The sequence below is a fragment of the Paraburkholderia sp. BCC1886 genome (genome assembly GCF_900996245.1).
GTDB lineage: Bacteria > Pseudomonadota > Gammaproteobacteria > Burkholderiales > Burkholderiaceae > Paraburkholderia.
The window spans coordinates 209,086-226,288 of sequence record NZ_CAAJGK010000096.1 but is presented as its reverse complement, the minus strand read 5'-3'; the positions used below and the strand labels follow the sequence as shown (position 1 = coordinate 226,288).

Annotated in this window: 17 protein-coding genes; 11 read left to right on the top strand and 6 right to left on the bottom strand. The window is 65.1% G+C overall.

The window, feature by feature from the left end; translation table 11 throughout:
• Positions 1–196: 196 nt before the first annotated feature.
• The 6 genes from FQ746_RS29510 (at position 197) to FQ746_RS34945 (ending at position 5,070) form a co-directional block, all read left to right on the top strand.
• Positions 197–1,033 (top strand): PRC-barrel domain-containing protein, encoded by an 837-nt coding sequence (locus FQ746_RS29510; RefSeq protein WP_144113319.1) that lies wholly within the window; start codon positions 197–199, stop codon positions 1,031–1,033.
• Between the two features lie 65 nt (positions 1,034–1,098).
• On the top strand, positions 1,099–2,409 hold the full coding sequence (locus tag FQ746_RS29505; protein WP_144113318.1) for an NRAMP family divalent metal transporter: 1,311 nt from the start codon (positions 1,099–1,101) through the stop codon (positions 2,407–2,409).
• Positions 2,410–2,445: 36 nt separating this feature from the next.
• Positions 2,446–2,967, top strand: coding sequence for a universal stress protein (locus FQ746_RS29500; RefSeq protein WP_144113317.1), 522 nt, complete (start codon positions 2,446–2,448; stop codon positions 2,965–2,967).
• An 88-nt stretch (positions 2,968–3,055) separates the two neighbouring features.
• Positions 3,056–4,039 (top strand): hypothetical protein, encoded by a 984-nt coding sequence (locus tag FQ746_RS29495; protein WP_144113316.1) that lies wholly within the window; start codon positions 3,056–3,058, stop codon positions 4,037–4,039.
• Between the two features lie 102 nt (positions 4,040–4,141).
• Entirely contained in the window at positions 4,142–4,855 is a 714-nt protein-coding gene (locus tag FQ746_RS29490) for a PIG-L family deacetylase (RefSeq protein ID WP_144113315.1), read from the top strand.
• Positions 4,856–4,917: 62 nt separating this feature from the next.
• Positions 4,918–5,070, top strand: a complete 153-nt coding sequence (locus FQ746_RS34945; protein ID WP_186310871.1) for a hypothetical protein — start codon at positions 4,918–4,920, stop codon at positions 5,068–5,070.
• Between the two features lie 59 nt (positions 5,071–5,129).
• On the opposite strand, the gene FQ746_RS29485 is transcribed toward FQ746_RS34945, so the two are convergent.
• The 4 genes from FQ746_RS29485 to FQ746_RS29470 all read right to left on the bottom strand — a co-directional run bounded on the left by FQ746_RS29485 (position 5,130) and on the right by FQ746_RS29470 (position 10,064).
• A complete protein-coding gene (locus FQ746_RS29485; RefSeq protein ID WP_144113314.1) occupies positions 5,130–6,197 on the bottom strand; it encodes a 2-aminoethylphosphonate aminotransferase in 1,068 nt (355 codons plus the stop codon).
• An 11-nt stretch (positions 6,198–6,208) separates the two neighbouring features.
• The gene (gene aepY, locus FQ746_RS29480; protein ID WP_144113313.1) at positions 6,209–7,381 is read right to left on the bottom strand and encodes a phosphonopyruvate decarboxylase; all 1,173 of its coding nucleotides are present in this window, start codon (positions 7,379–7,381) and stop codon (positions 6,209–6,211) included.
• The gene (gene aepX / locus FQ746_RS29475; protein WP_144113312.1) at positions 7,378–9,123 is read right to left on the bottom strand and encodes a phosphoenolpyruvate mutase; all 1,746 of its coding nucleotides are present in this window, start codon (positions 9,121–9,123) and stop codon (positions 7,378–7,380) included. The genes aepY and aepX overlap by 4 nt, the downstream gene beginning before the upstream one ends.
• A 212-nt stretch (positions 9,124–9,335) precedes the next feature.
• Complete coding sequence (locus FQ746_RS29470) at positions 9,336–10,064, bottom strand: sulfite exporter TauE/SafE family protein (RefSeq protein ID WP_144113311.1); 729 nt, start codon at positions 10,062–10,064, stop codon at positions 9,336–9,338.
• Positions 10,065–10,273: 209 nt separating this feature from the next.
• Here FQ746_RS29470 and gcvA point away from each other — a divergent pair, with 209 nt between their 5' ends.
• Together gcvA and FQ746_RS29460 are read left to right on the top strand one after the other, a co-directional pair.
• The gene (gene gcvA, locus FQ746_RS29465) at positions 10,274–11,227 is read left to right on the top strand and encodes a transcriptional regulator GcvA (RefSeq protein ID WP_260854209.1); all 954 of its coding nucleotides are present in this window, start codon (positions 10,274–10,276) and stop codon (positions 11,225–11,227) included.
• A 112-nt stretch (positions 11,228–11,339) separates the two neighbouring features.
• Positions 11,340–13,064: a peptidoglycan D,D-transpeptidase FtsI family protein gene (locus FQ746_RS29460; protein WP_144113309.1), complete on the top strand. Its 1,725-nt coding sequence runs from the start codon at positions 11,340–11,342 to the stop codon at positions 13,062–13,064.
• Between the two features lie 50 nt (positions 13,065–13,114).
• Here the strand turns inward: FQ746_RS29460 and FQ746_RS29455 are convergent, their stop codons facing one another.
• The gene (locus FQ746_RS29455) at positions 13,115–14,212 is read right to left on the bottom strand and encodes a sensor domain-containing diguanylate cyclase (RefSeq protein ID WP_144113308.1); all 1,098 of its coding nucleotides are present in this window, start codon (positions 14,210–14,212) and stop codon (positions 13,115–13,117) included.
• Positions 14,213–14,488: 276 nt separating this feature from the next.
• Between FQ746_RS29455 and FQ746_RS29450 the strand changes: the two genes are divergently transcribed.
• Positions 14,489–14,746: a DUF2866 domain-containing protein gene (locus tag FQ746_RS29450; RefSeq protein WP_144113307.1), complete on the top strand. Its 258-nt coding sequence runs from the start codon at positions 14,489–14,491 to the stop codon at positions 14,744–14,746.
• Positions 14,747–14,914: 168 nt separating this feature from the next.
• Here the strand turns inward: FQ746_RS29450 and FQ746_RS29445 are convergent, their stop codons facing one another.
• Complete coding sequence (locus FQ746_RS29445; RefSeq protein WP_144113306.1) at positions 14,915–15,577, bottom strand: LysE family translocator; 663 nt, start codon at positions 15,575–15,577, stop codon at positions 14,915–14,917.
• Between the two features lie 151 nt (positions 15,578–15,728).
• Between FQ746_RS29445 and FQ746_RS29440 the strand changes: the two genes are divergently transcribed.
• Positions 15,729–16,382: an IMPACT family protein gene (locus FQ746_RS29440; protein WP_260854208.1), complete on the top strand. Its 654-nt coding sequence runs from the start codon at positions 15,729–15,731 to the stop codon at positions 16,380–16,382.
• A 310-nt stretch (positions 16,383–16,692) separates the two neighbouring features.
• Positions 16,693–17,199 (top strand): hypothetical protein, encoded by a 507-nt coding sequence (locus FQ746_RS29435; RefSeq protein WP_186310877.1) that lies wholly within the window; start codon positions 16,693–16,695, stop codon positions 17,197–17,199.
• The last annotated feature ends 4 nt before the right edge of the window (positions 17,200–17,203 follow it).

Here is a 17,203-nt window from a genome sequence, read left to right as displayed (position 1 = left end):
GTCGAATTCCCGATGCGATGTGACCCGCGGCTAACATCGCGCGGCTCACACCCGTTACCTGGGTCTCGCACGAAATCTGCCGTAAGCGGCAGCATGAGGGTCGAACCGCCTGGCTGTCTGTACGTTGTCGTACCGCTTTCGACCGGGGGTGCGCGTAGCGTGTGCCATTGGCATTGGCGAAATGGCGGGGACGATCATGTTGCGAAGCATACGTAGTCTGCATGGAAGCATCATCAGCGCAGTGGACGGCGACATCGGCTCCGTCAATCAGGCTTATTTCGACGACGAATCATGGGGCGTGCGTTACCTCGTGGTCGAAACCGGCGGTTGGCTCGACGCCCGGCAGGTGCTGGTCTCGCCGTATTCGGTCAAACACACCGACCCCGGATCGAACATCGTGCACGTCGATCTGACGCGCCAGCAGGTGCGGGACAGCCCGTCGATGGACGCGCACCAACCGGTGTCGCGCCAGCACGAGATCGAGTATTTGCGGTACTACCAATATCCGACTTACTGGGGCGGTCCCAACTTGTGGGGAATGGGCGCGTTTCCAGCGTACGATCCGACCGGCGTGCCGCCGGACGCGCTGGACGAACGAGACGCACTGGACGGCGATCCGCCCGGTAAAACCAGGCCGACTCTGCACGCCAGCAAACCGCAGCCGGACATTCATCTGCGCAGCACCGACGAAGTCGACGGCTACCATCTGAAGACCGCCGACGGCGCCATCGGCCGTGTCGCGGACTTTATCTACGACGACGTCGACTGGGCAATTCGCTACCTGGTGGTCAAAACGCACAACTGGTGGCCCGGCGGCAAAAACGTGCTGATCGCGATTCACTGGATAGCGGGCGTCGACTGGTCCGACTCGACCGTCTCCACGACGTTGACGCGCGAGACCATTCAGAACAGCCCCGCTTACGACGACTCGATGCCGATCGACCGCGGCTACGAAGTCGAGTTGCACCGGTTCTACGACAAACGCGGCTACTGGTCCCACGCCGATACGGACACACCCATCGCTTCGGAGTGAAGCGCCCTCGTCCAGGCCATCCGCAAAGTTGGCCCGACGACGGCACTCGACACGACAGCACGCTCATGAACACGTCGATACGCGATCCCGGACTCGATCCAGAAGCGCCGGTCAAACAGCCCACTCATCCGAAACTGCTGCAGGTGATGGGGCCGGGTCTGATCACCGGCGCATCGGACGACGACCCGAGCGGTATCGCCACCTATTCGCAGGTCGGCGCGCAATTCGGTTACGGCCTCGCGTGGACGCTGCTGCTCAGCTATCCGCTCATGGCCGCGATCCAGGAGATCAGCGCGCGCATCGGCCGCGTGACCGGCGAAGGGATCGCCGGGAATCTGCGGGCGCACTATCCGCGCTGGCTGTCGGTCACGGTGGTCGGCATGCTGCTGGTCGCCAACATCATCAATATCGGCGCGGATCTGGGTGCGATGGGCGCGGCGCTCAGGCTGCTGGTCCCCGGCTCCGCGCTGCTCTACGTGTGCGGTTTCGGCGTGCTGTCCGTGTTGCTCGAAGTGTTCACGCGCTACTCGCGCTATGTGTCGGTGCTGAAATGGCTGTGCCTGTCGCTGTTCAGTTACGTGATCTGCGCGTTCGTCGTGAAGGTGCCGTGGGCGCAAGTCGGCTGGGCGGTGCTGCTGCCGTCGCTCTCGATCAAACCGGATTACCTCGTCGCGATCGTCGCGGTAATGGGCACGACTATCAGTCCCTACCTGTTCTTCTGGCAGGCCGAACAGGAAGTCGAAGACGAAAAGGAGCGCCCCGGCGCGCATCCGCTCACGCATGCGCCATGGGAAGCACCGGCTGAGTTCGCGCGAATTCGCGTCGACACCTACCTCGGCATGGCGCTCTCGAATGCCATCGCGTTCTTTATCGTCGTGACGACGGCGACCACCTTGCACGCGCATGGCATCGTCGATATTCAGACTTCGGCGCAGGCCGCGGAAGCGCTGCGCGGCATCGCCGGTCCGCTGACGTTCTACGTGTTCGCCGCCGGCATCATCGGCACGGGTTTGCTGACGCTGCCGGTGCTGGCGGGTTCGGGCGCGTATGCCGTGGGCGAACTGTTCGCGTGGCGCGTGGGACTTGCGCGTTTGCCGTCGCAAGCCAAGGCCTTTTACGGCGTTATCGCTCTGGCGACCGCGCTCGGCGCAGGCTTGAATTTCACGTCGATCGATCCCGTCAAGGCGCTGTACTGGAGCGCGGTGCTCAACGGTGTCGTCGCGGTGCCGGTGATGATCGTCATGATGCATCTGTCGATGCACAAGCCGGTCATGGCCGGCTTCACTTTGCCGCCGCTCCTGCGCATGCTCGGCTGGGCGGCGACCGCCGTGATGGCGGCGACGGTATTGGCGATGGGCGTCACCTGGTTCATGTGATCCGGGCGATGCAGGCAAACACTCTTCGAGGCCGACATGTACAAACGCATTCTGGTAGCAATCGATGGCAGCGAGACGGCGGCCCATGCATTCGACAGCGCTTTGCAACTCGCGCGCGAGCACGGCGCGCAACTGCAACCGCTGTACGTCATCGACAACCCCCTGCTGGCCTACGACGCGGCCGGCTACGATCCGACGGTGCTGCGCGACGCGTGTCTGGAAGAAGGACGTCGCCTGATGGCCGAGGCCGTCGCGCGGATGAAACTCGACGAGGTGCCGGGCGAGCCGCGCATCGTCGATGTCGCGCCGATCGGCGAGGACATTTCCGAGCGCATCCGCATCTCGGCGCACGAATTCAATGCGGACCTGCTGGTGTTGGGTACGCATGGGCGGCGCGGTTTCAAGCGGCTCTTTCTCGGCAGCGTCGCCGAGCGCGTGGTGCGCAGCGTGAGTCTGCCGGTGCTGCTGATTCCGAGCCGCCAAGCCCGCTCCACGGCAATCGAGGCGGCGCAGGAAGGGCAGAGCGAGACCGCGGCCGTGTCGCCGGGTCAGGAATAATGCGCGCCCCCTGGCACGCGGAACCGGATGGCATGCGTTACTCTGAGCGCCTGGCGTGTTCGTGCACGCCGCTCCGGAGGGATTCCGCATGCGATCACCGGCTGGACACCACGACAGCGGCGCGCCAGTCCGCATGGCCCGGGTTCTGTTCGCTTTTTGCGTCGTCACCGGCGCGGCTTCCGCCGCCGCACAAACCACCCGGGATCTCATCGGCGCGGCGCGCCTTGGTTCAGGCTATTCGCAGATATTCAGTCTGGCCGCCACGCCGGACATCAGCTCCGCTCACCTCGATATCAACGACGGCGACCTGCCTCAGTCGCTCACCGTCACGCGCATTCCCTACGAGGGCAATCTGCTGACGCTGTCGGATCGAAACAGTATCGGCTGGCGAGTGTCCGCCGGTTACTTTCGCGAGAAAGACCAGTTCCCCGTCACCGGCGCGCATGGCGCCGCCGGCGACATCGCCAGCAAATGGTCGGCCTTCAGCGCGACGGGCGGTCTTTTCCTGAGAAGCAAACTGGGCTACGGCTTTACCTTCGAGCCCGGCGTCGACCTCAGCGTGGCCAGACTGCTCAACGACGCGTCGTATGCGGGCGCCGCCGCGAGCCTGAAACCCGCCGTCGACGGGTCGCTGTTCAACTGGCATGAAAACGCGTGGCTCGTCACGCCGAATGCCGCGCTCGAATGGTCGACGGCTTTCGCGCCCGCGCAGACGCTGACCGTTCGCGCGCACGTCGCCTGGTCATGGATTTCGAGCTTCGACGAATCCGATCCTCTGCTGCATTTCAGGGAAACGGCCGGCTCGTGGTCGCTGCAGTCGACTTACTCCGCGCCGACGGGTGCCCGACTCTTCGCGCGGCCGTTGAATTACATGGTCAATGCGGGGTACGGCGGCTTCTTCGGGCCTAATCGCGGGGCGCTGGGTTTTTCGACACTGGCGAATGTCGGCGGTGGCTTCGAAGTGCCGCTCTCGGCCACTAACGCGCAGTCGAAACGCCTGCAGGTCGGCGCGGCGTATCTGTTCGGTCCTCACGTTAAAGGCTGGACAGTCAGCCTGGGGCTGACGTATTGATCTCCCGGCCGGAGACAACGTGGGCACCTGATTTCCAGGCATGCCGCTTGCAGCTTCATGACGTTTGCCCGCGTCGCGGCATCCTGTCTTCAACCGGTCACCATGAGCGAACCCAGCCCTCGTCTTTTCGTCGTCTCGCCGCATTTCGACGATGCCGTTTTCAGTTGCGGCGCGCTGCTCGCAGCGCATCCGGAGGCGTGGGTCTGCACCGTATTCGCCGCACCGCCCGAGCAGGAAATGCAAACGGAGTGGGACGGGAAATCGGGCTTCGCTGATGCGCACGAGGCCATCCGCGCCCGCCGCCTGGAAGACGACAACGCGTTGCGGCTGCTCGGCGCGAGCAAGCTACGCATGACGTTTCGCGACAGCCAGTATTGCGATTCGCCGTCCATCGACATGCTGGCGAGCGCGCTCGAAGCAACGATCGCGCGCACCACCGCGAACACGCTGCTGATGCCGCTCGGTTTGCGTCACGACGATCACGTGCGGGTGTACGAAGCCTGTTGCGAGTTGCTGCCGCGGCTATCGCACCTGACGTGGTTCGGTTACGAGGAAGCGATTCACCGGCGCACGCCGGGCGTGGTGCAGGCGCGGCTCGCCGATCTCGCGCAACGCGGCGTGGTGGCCACGCCGGGCAGTCCGGGCGGTCCTGGTCCTGCCCATACGATCGACGAGGCGCGCCGCCGCGAACTGAAACGTGAAGCGGTGCAGGCTTACGCAAGCCAGTTGCGCGCGTTCGGTGCGGGGGAATACGACGATATCTTCGCTACCGAACGCTACTGGCATCTGAGCGTGGGCCGCTCGAACAGGAAGTAAGCGCTGGAAAAACCGGCGACGCGCGGGCCACGCTCTCCATCCTCAACCAGAAAGGTGCTGCCATGAACTACCAGATGCAAACCAATCCGATTCCCGACCCGATCGCCGACCCGACCCGCGATCCCGAAGCCGATCCGCTGACGCCGCCGTCGCCGGGTCATCAGAACGACGAACCGCAACGGCCGGGCGGCCCGCCGGATAAAGACCCAATCTGAAGGGCGGAGCTTGCGGGCGCGACGAGCCTCGCGTGACGGCGAGACAGCCGCGCCGCAACTCAGCGCGTCAACTCGCTGAACCCTTGCAGCAACCGGTCGATATCGGCAGCGTGAATGTTGCCCATCGTCGAGATACGGAACAACTCGGCCGAAAGGCCGCCCTGCCCCGCATAGATGACGAAGCCGCGCGCTTTCAGCGCGTCGTGCAGTTGCGGATACGACACGCCCGCCGGCAGCCGGTAAGCGCGTAGCACGACCGACGACTCGGCCGCCGGCAACACGCTGCTTATGCCGCGCGCCGCCAGCCCCGCGCGCGCCTGTTCGGCGAGCGCTGCATAGCGCGCGTGACGCGCGCGCCAGCCGCCCTCATCGGCGAGTTCGCGCAGTGCTTCGACCAGCGCGTAATAAGCATGCACCGACGGCGTGAACGGCGTATTGCGCTGATCCTGCAAGCGCGCGAGCCGGCCCAGATCGAGGTAGTACGTGCGGCTCGCGGCCTGCGTCAACGCGGCCCGGCGCACCAGCACGAACGACGCGCCCGGCACGCCATGAAGACATTTGTTGGCCGTGGCCGCAACCGCGTCGAGACTGCTGTCGGCGAAATCGATAGCTTCCGCGCCGAAACTGCTCACGCCATCCACCATCAAACGCACGCCGCGCTCGCGGCACAACGCCCCCAGCGCGCTCAAATCGTTCAGGCGGCCGGTGGTGGTTTCGTGATGGATCACCGCGACGTGGGTGAACGTCTTGTCGGCGGCGAGCCGTTCGGCAATCTTCGCGAGGTCCGGCGCCTGCATCCAGTCGTGCTTCAACGCTTCGTGCGCGATGCCGTATTGCGCGGCGATCTGCGTGATGCGTTCGCCATACACGCCGTTTTCCACGATCAGCAGCTTGCCGTTTTGCGGCACCAGCGCGGCCGTCATGCTCTCGACCGCCGCCGTGCCGGAACCGGTCATCAGCACCGCTTGCCATTCGCTTGCGTCCAGACCGTACAACTCGACCAGACGCGTGCGCGCCTCTTCCTGCAGATCGAAAAACTCGCTTTCGCGATGGCACAGGTCGGTCTGCAACAGGCTGTTGCGCACACGCCCGGTCAGCGTGACCGGACCGGGATTCATTAGCAGCACGGCAGTGCTCCTCAGGCAGCGCCGATGTGGCGCATCAGGCGCGTCTTCACATCGGGCGGGGTGATGGTGGGACGCGGCAAGCCGTCGGGCGTACCGCGCCGGATCGCGAGGCGCACGAAGCGCGGGCCGTCGAGCCGCGTGGTTTCGCGTGAGTCGAACACGCGGTCGAGCACGCCGGGATCGTCGCTTTCGAGCGCCGACGCATAGCCGCACGCCGCCGCGACGCCGGCAAACGACACCTGCGCGGAGACGGTCGCCTGACCGCCGGTCGAGTCGTGCGCGCCGTTATCGAGCAGCACGTGCGTGAGATTCGGCGGACCGTACGCGCCGAGGGTTGCGAATGCCCCCATGCGCATCAGCGCGGCGCCGTCGCCATCGAGCGCGACCACGTGCAGATCGGGACGCGCGAGCGCGAGACCCAGCGCGAACGGCGTCACGCAGCCCATCGAGCCGACCATGTACAACTGGTTCGGCCGGTCGTCGATGGCGTACAGTTCGCGACCGCAGAAGCCCGTCGAGGCGAGCACCACCGTCGAGTCCAGCGGCGTGTGCGCGACGACTGTTTTCAACGCGTCGTGGCGCGATGCCAGTTCATTCGCGGCGACGTTTCTGTACTTCGAAACCGGCGCAGCCGGCGCACGGCGCGCGGCAACCTCGCCCGTCTTCAACTCGTACGGCGCCACACTGCCCTTCTGCATGACCAGCGCGTAAGGACGACCCGTCGTGTCCATATGCGCGATGGCCCGATCCAGCGCCGGGCCGATCGCGTCGGCTTCGGTCGGAAAGGTTTCCCAGGGAATTTCCATGGTGTCGAGCATCGCGGGCGTAACCGGGCCCATCAACGCATGCTGCGGTTCGTCGGCGACGCCGGGCTGACCGCGCCACGTGACGATCAGCAGTTGCGGCAAACGGAAGGTCCACGTGAGCGAGGTGAGCGGACTCACCGCGTTGCCGAGCCCCGAGTTCTGCATCATCGTGATGCCGCGGCGGCCGTTCTGCGCGCCCAACGTGACGCCCGCGATCAGCGCGACCGCGTCGCCCTCGTTGGCCGCCGACACGTAGTGCAGCGACTCGTCCTGCAGCACGTAATTGATGAACGGCGTCAGGTACGAACACGGCACGCCCGCGTACCAGTCGAAGCCGCGCTCGCGCGCCGCCTCGACGAACTGGGCTGCCTCGATCATCGTGCGGCTCCGCTCGCCGCATCGGTCTTGCCCGCCGTGTCACCCGCAGTGACGGCGAACGGCGCTTGCGCATGCGCGAAGTCGCCGGCGCGACGGAAGTCGTCGAGATCGTTCACGCCGCGCCAATGGCCGTGCACGTATTGCACTTCGATCGATTCACCTGCTTCGATCAGCGCGTTCAGCAGCGCGGGCATGTCGAGCGAATCGAAATCGGGGCGCGTCTGCAACTGCGCCAGCACCGCCTGCAGGCGCTCGCGACCCGCGCCGCGCACGTTCAGCAGACCGACCCAGCGACCGTGCGGTGTTTGCGCAGCAATGCTCGCCGACACGCCGGCCGCCGATGCTGCCGCGCCGCTCGACACGTGACGCAGCGTGACCTTGTTGCCGAACAGACCGCGATCGTCTGCCGACGAACACCATGCGAAATCGCGCACGCTGGCGTTTTCCGCATCGGTCAGCGACGAATCGACCACCACGCTGAAGTCCGCTTCGCTCTCGACCAGATCGCGCAGGATATAGCTGCGGAACAGCAGGTCGCCGTACGAGACAACCGTGTCGCCCGCCAGTTTCGACGTCGCGCAGGCGAGCGAGGCCAGCTCGCCGGTTTGCGCATGACGCTCGTTGACGACCAGCTTGATGCCGGCCGTGTCGATCGCATCGGCGCGATAGCCGCCGACCACCGTGATGTCGTTGACGCCCTGCTTCTTGAACGCATCGACCAGCCAGCGCAGCAGCGGCTTGCCGGCGATCGGCAGCATGACCTTGGGACGGTCTTCGGTGACCGCTTCGAGACCCTTGCCGCGGCTCGCCGCGAGCACCACCGCGCCGCTTGCCGCGCGCCCGCTCGACAGATAGCGGTCTTCGGCTTCCGAGTACTCGTCCGCGTCCTGCAGGCGGAAAATTTCGTTGACCGCCGCGATGCTGTCTTCGACGTTGACGAGCGTCTGGTTCGTGTGGATTTCCCTGGCGACGGCCTGCATGGCCGAGGTCGCCGCGCGCACCAGATGATTCGCCCAGATCACCGCGCTGATACCGGCTTCGCGGAACACTTCGGTGGGCGTGCTGTAGTACTTGGTCGGCACGATGACGAGCGGACCGCGGCCCGCCCACTCGCGCGCGAACTCGAGAATTTCGTCGGGACGCGACAGTTTGCTGTGGATCAGGATCGCATCCGCGCCGGCCTGGCGGTAGGCTTCCGCGCGACGCAGCGCTTCGTCCATGCCCCAGCCGGCGATCAGCGCTTCGACGCGCGCGACGATCGAAAAATTCTCATCCGACTGCGAGTCCTTGCCGGCCTTGATCTTGCCGCAGAACTCGTCCATATCGGCGAGCGGCTGCGCTTCGCCGTTGATGAAGCTATTGGTCTTCGGGAACTGCTTGTCTTCGATGCAGACGCCGGCAATGCCGCGTTGTTCGAGCTTGCGCACGAGCCGGCGCACATTGTTGAAGTTGCCGTAGCCGGTATCGCCGTCGAGCAGGATGGGCAGGTCGCTGGCGTCGGCCATGAATTCGAGCGTGTCGACGACCTGGGTCCAACTGGCTTCGTTGTTGTCGCGCACGCCGTACTGCGCCGAGATGGCGAGACCGGAACCCCAGATGGCCTTGAAACCGGCTTCCCGCACGATACGGGCGGAGAGGCCGTTGTGCGCCTCCATCAGGAATTCGAGTTCGTTGCTGAGCAGCATCTGACGCAAGCGCGCGCTGCGTGAAGTGGTGGCGAAAGCGGGTTCGCGAGCGTTCATTGTTCTGGCTCCTGAGACCGGGCTTCGCGACGCGACGCACCCGGTTGGCGACTGAAAAGGGCGACTATAGCGGAATTTCTATTTATTCGGGTTTCCGCCCCAGTTTCGCGCTTTTGTTTTGGCTAACCCACCGAATGTGGTGTTTTTTTGCATTTAATGCGGGTTTGCTGTTTTTTTGTGTTTTTTGGCAATGTGTGTAGATTTGGGGTTTTTCACTGCCCCGTCGCCGCCCACAAAAGCGAAGCGCCCGATGTCAGCAGCAGTCCGTCCACCAGCAGTCTGAAAGTCGCCGGCTTCATGCGGATCACTAGCGACCGCGCGAAGAACGAACCCGTCATGAGCGATGCGCCGACGATCGCGCCTTTCAGCACCACGCTCGGCGGCAGCGCGCCGAACTGCCTGAACGCGGCGATCTTGCCGGCGTACACGGCGAGCGAACCGGCCGCCTCTGTCGCGAGAAACGCGCCGCGCTCGAGTCCATACGAGGTGAACACGGGAACGGTCAACGGCCCGGTCGATACGACGATGCCGGTGAGAAATCCCACTGGCCCGCCGATTACCGCCAGTTGCCAGAGCGTGATCTTCACGGCGTGCCGCGTGAGGCAACGGCGGGTCGGCACCATCGCGATGAAGAAGACGCCCAGTGCGATATCGACGAAGTGCGCGGGCAGCGCCAGCAGGGTATGCACGCCCAGCACCGCGCCGGGGACGGCCGTGACGGCGTACGCGCCGCACGCTTTCCAGTCGATCTCGCGCCACCACGCGAAGACCTTGCCGAGATTGCCCATCACCGCGCCGATGGCCATGATCGGGACAGCGAGTTTCGGCCCAAAGGAGACAACGAGGATCGGCATCAGCATCATCGACGAACCGGTGCCGACGATGCCGCTGAGCGTGCCGGCAAGGATGCCGACGAGCAGTACCAGCAGATAGCCGGTCATGGCACGACCTTGAAGCACCGGTAGAAAAAATCGAAGCGCATCGAGTCCTTGGGTAACGGATGCTGCAGTGCATCCGGGATGTCGATTTTATGGTCGGACAACGGCCCGGCTCAACAGAGTTAATATCCCGCTAGCAGGGAGATAAAGTCACGGCTCGATAAAATCAAACCCTCCCTTTCCCAAACATGGCTTGGCCAATTCCCCCGTCGGTGAAGAAAAAAACTCCCGTTACCCTGCAGGCCGCGAGCCCCGAAAAAACGCCTGACAAGCTCCCGCCGCTCAATGCGCTCCGCCATTTCGAAGCCGTCGCGCGGCATGCGAGTTTCGCGGCGGCCGCAGTCGATCTGCATGTCACGCATTGGGCGGTCGGCAAGCAGATCCGGCTGCTGGAAGACTGGTTCGGCACGCCGCTGTTCGAGCGCCGCGCGCGCGGCGTCGTGCTCACCGACGAAGGCGCCGCGCTGCTCAACGACGTGAGCTCCGCCTTCGAACGACTAACCGGCGCGGCGGCGAGAGTACGCCGCGACGACATCGCGCATCGCATCGCGGGCACCGTGCGCGTGAACGTGATGGCGAGCTTCGCTTTGTGCTGGCTGTTGCCGCGTCTCGCCGACTTCCAGGCGCGCTACCCGGACATCGACGTGCGCGTGTCGACCACCTCGCGCAAGCTGCGCTATATCGGCGACGCCTTCGACATCGGCGTGCGCTCCGGCGACGAACAGGGCGCGGGCCTCGCGCCGCGCGCGTTGATGCCCGACCTGCGCGTGCCCGCTTGCAGCCCCGCGCTGTTGCGTCGGTATCCCATAGAGCGGGTCGAAGATCTGCGTCAGCACACCCTGCTGCATTCCGCCAGCACGCGCAGCGCCTGGTCGCATTGGCTGCGCGAAGCCGGCGCGGCCGATCTGCGCGGCAGCGGCCAGATGGAATTCGATCATGTGTATCTGCAACTGGCCGCCGCCGTCGAAGGGCTCGGCGTGACGCTCGCTTCTCTGCCGCTGATCGGACGCGAACTCGCCGCCGGCCGGCTGGTGTGCCCGCTCGCCGCACCGGCGTGGCGCGCCGCCGACTACACGCTGATCGTCAACGCCGCCCGCGCCGACGATGCCGCCGTGCAGGCCTTCGAGCAATGGCTGACGGAGCAGGCCCGCGAGCACCAGGCATAACGCCGCCCGCGCTCGCGGCCGTCTTCGGTAATCAGCCGCCGGCAATCTCCCCTTGCACAAATCGCCGGCAAAGATTACGTTCGCATTACAAAAAACAGCCAGCACCCAATCCATGCCTCAGAAAAAGACTTCCCGGCCATCCGACTCCTACGCCGCGGCAAGCCATCCGCTGCTCGCCGCGCGGCTGCCCATGTGGCGCTCGAAGCTGGTCGTGCTGCTGATCTTCAGCGCGTTCGCCACGCTGGCGGGCCGCGCCTTCTGGGTGCAGGTGGTGAACCAGAACTTCTACGTCGATCAGGGACAAAAACGCTATCAGCGCACCCTCGAACTCGATGCGACACGCGGACGCATCGTCGATCGCAACGGCTCGATGCTCGCCGTGAGTCTCGCCACTTACGAAATCTGGGCCAATCCGAAACTGCTCGACGAAGCCGCGTTGCCGCCGCTCTCGACGCTTCTCGACCTGCCGCTCGTGGAACTGCGCCGACGTCTGAATGGAGACAAAACCTTCGTACTGCTCAAACGCCAGGTCGATGCCGATACCGCCGGCCATCTCGGCAAACTCGGGCTCGCCGGCATCACGCAGATCGCCGATTCGAAGCGCTTCTATCCCGAAGGCGAATCGGCGGCTCATGTGGTGGGCTTTACCGATATCGAGGACAACGGCCAGGAAGGCATTGAACTCGCCGTCAACGAGCAGTTGCTGGGCGTGCCGGGCCAGCGCGAAGTGATCCGCGACCGCCTCGGCCGCGTGGTCTCGGAGACGCGGCCGCTGGTGCCGGCCCGCAACGGCGACACCATCCACCTGACAATCGACCGGCGCATCCAGCAACTCGCTTACGCGCAACTCAAGACGGCGATTGCCACGCATCGGGCCGAAGCCGGCAGCGTGGTCGTGCTCGACGCGCGCAACGGCGAGATTCTCGCGCTGGCCAACTATCCGAGCTTCGATCCCAACGACCGCGCCCGGCTGACCGGGCGGCAACTGCGCAATCGCGCGGTGGTCGACACCTTCGAACCCGGCTCGACGATCAAACCGGTGGTGGTCGCCCTGTCGATCGACGAAGGGAAGGTGCGGCCGCAAAGCATCGTCGACACCGCGCCCGGCTGGTACAAAATCGGGCCCGCCGTGATTCACGACACGTCGAATCACGGCGCGATGACGGTGGCCGAAGCCGTGCAGAAATCGAGCAATATCGCGCTCGCCAAACTCGCGCTGAACCTGCCGGCGGAAACCATCTGGAACAAGTATCAGGAATACGGGCTCGGCTTGCGGCCGGACCTGACGTTTCCCGGCGTGGCGTCCGGCAAGGTGCGCCCTTTCAAACGCTGGCGTCCCATCGAACAGGCGACCATGGCGTATGGCTACGGTCTGTCCGCGTCGCTGCTGCAGATCGCGCAGGTTTATACCGCTTATGCGGGCGACGGCACGATGCATCACGTGAGTCTGTTGCGCGACGGCAGTGGCGCGCCTTTGCCAATTGCAGAGCAGCAGGTCACCACGCCCGCGACCGCGCGCGCCATTCGCTCGATGCTGGAAATGGCCACGGGTGTGGGCGGAACCGGCCGCGCGGCCGCGGTGGAGGGATACCGGATCGGCGGCAAGACCGGCACCGCGCGCAAGCAGATCGGCGCGGGCTATGCGAAGAACCGTTATCGCGCGCTGTTCGTCGGCATGGCGCCGATGAGCGACCCGCGGCTGATCGTCGCCGTCATGATCGACGACCCGGCGGGCAAGGCATTTTATGGCGGCACGGTGGCGGGGCCGGTGTTCAGCGGCGTGACCGGCGGTGCACTGCAGTTGCTCGGCGTACCGCCGGACGCGCCGGGGGTTTGAACGGACGCGGGGGCGTCTTCATGCCCTCGAGCCCTCCAACCCTTCAACCCTCAAGCGGGCGCCAACGCCTCGATGCGATTGCGGCCGTTGTGTTTCGCCCGGTACATCGCGCGGTCGGCTTCTTCCATCATCGTGCGGCCGAACGCCAGCGCCTCGGCAGGCGGCACCGCCACCGTGCGCGCCGCCACGCCGATCGACACGGTCAGCACGATGCGTTCGCCGCGATCGTCGAGCAATTGCAGTTTTTCCACCGCGCGGCGCACGCGTTCCGCCACCGTCAGCGCGTCGCCGCGATCGCCCTGCAGCAGCGCGGTGAACTCTTCGCCGCCGTAACGCGCGACCGTATCGCCGAGCCGCACCTGCTTGCGCACGCAGGCCGCGACCGCCGCCAGAGCGCGGTCGCCGGTCTGATGCCCGTAGGTATCGTTGATCCGCTTGAAGCTGTCGATATCGATGAACAGACACGCCACCGGCGCCGCGTACCGCACCGCGCGCATGCACTCTTCGCGCAGCCGTTCGTCGAAATAGCGGCGATTGGCGAGACCGGTCAGCGAGTCCGTCATGCCGAGTTGCCGCAGCCGCTCGCGATGCGCGACGTTGTCCAGACTCGCGGCCACGATGCTGGCGAAGCGCTCCAGAATGTCCGTGGCCATGCCCGGCACGAAACGCGTGGCGTCGTCGCTGCCGAGACAAAGGTAGCCGCTCGACAGATTGCCCGCGACGAGCGGCAACAGAATCGCGCTGGCCGGCAACTCGACATCGCCGAAAAAGCTGTGGCGCGCGTTCTCTTCCCAGTCGCGCGGACGGCCGAGCCACGGCAGGCCGTCGTCGCAGAGACGGCTGGCCGCGGCGCCGGCTTCGCGCGAAGTCTTGAGGCCCGGCGGCTGGTCCAGCGAGCGCAGTGCGGCGGGCTCGAGGAGTTCGAGCAGCATCGGCGCGCGCTCGTCGAGCCACAGCGTCACGCCGGTTAGCGCGAACTCCTGCGGCAGGACATTGAACAAGGTATCGAGAAACGACGCGAAATCCTGCGCGCCGATCAATCGCAACTCGACATTCTGGAACCGGCGCAGCGTGCGCTCGTTGTGCTGCACGGTATCGACGAGCGAGCGGAGGCGATCGGAAAGCGGCGTGGGAGCGAGATTCGTCACGTTATCAGTCGGCTGGTCCAGAGGACGGTGCGGGGGCGGCGTGTCCCCGATGCTCCTGATAACGGCAGTTTTTACGCACCCTTGAGGGCGCGAGCGCGACTTTACCTGGCGACGCGCGGCTCGGCTCGGGACTTTAAGTCTCGCTTAATTCTTCGCTGTAATGATGCGTCCACAACATCCCCTGTTAAGCCGCCAGAACATCGGCGGCGCTTTTTTTGGGGGTCTCGCCGACGCGCTACAAGACGGATCGTCCGCTTGCGAAGAAGGAGCTCGACCATGGTTGAAGAAGCGGTGTTCGAGCATCTGCGCGAGATGCCAGGCAATGACTGGGTTCGTCAGATCCAGTCGGGCAAAGTCTCCGATCCGTTGCAGCCGCCCTGGGGGCGTTCGTACCGCCTCGTCGAATGGACCATGAAGCACACCCCCGAACCGAGCCGCCGCGTGGTCCCCGCGGAAAGCACGCCGCTCGAAATCGCCCTCGCTGTTATCGCGCACATTCCGGGTCGCCGCTTCTGTCAGCACGGCGACGAATGATGCAGCCTGTTCGTCGTGTTCGCCTTAGCTGGCGAAACGAATCGCTTCACGTCCCTCCCTGCCGTTCCGAGATATACCGCCCTGGCGACGTCCCCAGCGCCTTGCGGAACATGCCGACAACGCACATTGCGCCGGCACCAGCCACAGGCTGCCTTCGACCTCGCCCGGTCACCGCGTCTGCGTCGCGACCCGCAAACCCAGCGAAATAAACAACACGCCGATAATCTTGTTCTGCCACCGCGCCAGCCACGTCAGCCGCTTTACCAGCCTGCCCAGCGGGCGAATGGTCAGCACGATCAGCGTCGTGTAGAGCGCGCTCATGACGACGAAGATCAATCCGAGTGTGGCGAACTGCAGAAACGAAGACCCACGGTCCGCATGCACGAACTGCGGCAGGAAAGCGAGAAAAAACAGCGCGGTTTTGGGGTTCAGCACTTCGGCGGGAATCGCCTGTAAAAATGCTTTGGTGCCTGACACGGGCGGCTGCGCGGGCGCGGTTTGCGTGGACTGCGCACCGACCGCTTCTCCCGAAGCACGGGCTGCCGGCTTTTCGCGCAACGCGCGCACACCGAGATAGATGAGATACGCGGCGCCCACGATCTTGACCGCATTGAAGGCGAGCGCGGAGGTCATCAGCAGCGCCGACAGGCCGATCGCAGCACCCAGCGTATGAACGAAGTCACCCGCCGCCACGCCGAGACCGGTGAGAATGCCCACTTTGCGACCGCCGTGCACGGTGCGCGTCAACACCATCAGCACGGCCGGGCCAGGAATCAGAAAAAGTCCAAACACCACGGCCACGAACGTTCCTATCGTTGTGAAATCAAGCATGTCGTCTCCTCGTTGGCGCGCTGAAGCGGCACCATGGCCGCGCGCAATAAGCCGCCGATTGTAGACCAGGCCGCGACGCCGGATTGGCCGTCGACCCCGCCACAGTCCCGCGATCGCCCCCGCTGCCCTGCCGCCGATACGATCCGTTACCATGACGAACCCTGGCTCGTCTGAGCCCGGCCCGTTCTCCCACCGCTCTGCCAGCACTGCCAACCCTGCCTTGCCCACCTACACCCTGCCCACAGCGCTGAGCGCGGAACTCGAAATCCGCAAGAGCCGCTTTATCGCTCACGCGATTCCGGTCGCCGATCGTGACGCGGCGATGGCCGAACTGCAGCGCCTGCGCGACGCGCACCCCGGCGCGACTCACGTGTGCTGGGCGCTGCTGGCCGGCGGTCAATCCGGCATGTCCGACGACGGCGAGCCCTCCGGCACCGCCGGCCGGCCGATTCTGGAAGTGCTGCGGCATCACGACCTGGACGGCGTACTCGCCGCGGTCGTTCGCTATTACGGCGGCGTCAAACTCGGCGCGGGCGGTCTGGTGCGCGCCTATACCGACGCAATCGCCTCGGCGCTGCTGGACGCGCCACGGGTGGAACGCATCGCCCAGGTCTCGCTGATCGTCGAGGTGAGTTACGCCGACGAAGCCAAAGTGCGCCGCTGGATCGAAGCACAGGCCTATACGCTCGCCGAGAGTGCCTACGGCATGCTGGTGCGGCTCACGATCCGTTTGCCGGTCAATGCACTCGAACCCGCGCAGCTCGCGCTGGTGGATATGACCCAGGGCAAAGCCGCTTTCTTCTGAAGCGGCCCGTCGTCGACCGATGCTGTCCGCGGCGCATATTCCTGCTTCGGTCTTTTACTGGATGCGCTGTCACGCGGCGCTGTTACCATGCTGTTTCTGCACCGGCACGACCCCATCCAAAAAGGCAACTGCTCTGACCTCGACCGCCGCAACCGCCGTCACTGTCGCCACCGCGGCATTTCCCAGCACCACGCCCGCTGAGTCCGTGCGTCGCAACCTGCACCGGCCCGCCCCGCTCTCGCCCAACCTCACGCGTTTGCCGCTCAAATACGCCGTCCTCAAAGGCTGCGGCACGCTGGCACTACCGTTGATGCTGTCGGCCTGCTCATGGTCGTGGTTCGGTCTGAACAGCCCGCCGCGCACGGTGTCCTCGCATGCCACCGGTTGGCTCAGCGTCGCGCCGGCGCGCGATTTCGTGTACCTGCCCGCTCGCGACGGACACATGTCGGCCAATCGCATCGAGAACACCGCGATGACAGGCATCGTTCTCAAGGACGATATCAACGGCGCGGTGCGCGATAGCGTCGCGCGCAGCTTGCGGGTGGCGGGGTTTCATCTCGACGACGGCCGCAAGGTATTGAGCGGCAGCATCGAAAAATTCTCGGTGGACGACGCCCGCTCACCGACCTGGTGGACACTGAAAATGCGCTACATGGTCACCGATTCGGCGACCCGCAAGGTGGTCTTTACGACCACCCGAACCGTGCGGCACAAAGCGCCCAAGTTCACCAGCAGCAATGTCGCGATCGAAGATACGGTCAGGTCGAGTGTCGAAGCGTTGATCGGCGATCCGGGTTTCATCCGTAGCGTGAACTGACAGG

Excerpts from the sequence above, each read along its gene's own strand:
- FQ746_RS29510 (WP_144113319.1), top strand. The coding sequence starts at position 197 with ATGTTGCGAAGCATACGTAGTCTGCATGGAAGCATCATCAGCGCAGTG.
- FQ746_RS29460 (WP_144113309.1), top strand. The coding sequence starts at position 11,340 with ATGCCTCAGAAAAAGACTTCCCGGCCATCCGACTCCTACGCCGCGGCA.
- FQ746_RS29435 (WP_186310877.1), top strand. The coding sequence starts at position 16,693 with ATGCTGTCGGCCTGCTCATGGTCGTGGTTCGGTCTGAACAGCCCGCCG.
- FQ746_RS29500 (WP_144113317.1), top strand. The coding sequence starts at position 2,446 with ATGTACAAACGCATTCTGGTAGCAATCGATGGCAGCGAGACGGCGGCC.
- aepY (WP_144113313.1), bottom strand. The coding sequence starts at position 7,381 with ATGATCGAGGCAGCCCAGTTCGTCGAGGCGGCGCGCGAGCGCGGCTTC.
- FQ746_RS29450 (WP_144113307.1), top strand. The coding sequence starts at position 14,489 with ATGGTTGAAGAAGCGGTGTTCGAGCATCTGCGCGAGATGCCAGGCAAT.
- FQ746_RS34945 (WP_186310871.1), top strand. The coding sequence starts at position 4,918 with ATGAACTACCAGATGCAAACCAATCCGATTCCCGACCCGATCGCCGAC.
- aepX (WP_144113312.1), bottom strand. The coding sequence starts at position 9,123 with ATGAACGCTCGCGAACCCGCTTTCGCCACCACTTCACGCAGCGCGCGC.
- FQ746_RS29440 (WP_260854208.1), top strand. The coding sequence starts at position 15,729 with ATGACGAACCCTGGCTCGTCTGAGCCCGGCCCGTTCTCCCACCGCTCT.
- FQ746_RS29505 (WP_144113318.1), top strand. The coding sequence starts at position 1,099 with ATGAACACGTCGATACGCGATCCCGGACTCGATCCAGAAGCGCCGGTC.
- FQ746_RS29445 (WP_144113306.1), bottom strand. The coding sequence starts at position 15,577 with ATGCTTGATTTCACAACGATAGGAACGTTCGTGGCCGTGGTGTTTGGA.
- FQ746_RS29470 (WP_144113311.1), bottom strand. The coding sequence starts at position 10,064 with ATGACCGGCTATCTGCTGGTACTGCTCGTCGGCATCCTTGCCGGCACG.
- FQ746_RS29490 (WP_144113315.1), top strand. The coding sequence starts at position 4,142 with ATGAGCGAACCCAGCCCTCGTCTTTTCGTCGTCTCGCCGCATTTCGAC.
- FQ746_RS29495 (WP_144113316.1), top strand. The coding sequence starts at position 3,056 with ATGCGATCACCGGCTGGACACCACGACAGCGGCGCGCCAGTCCGCATG.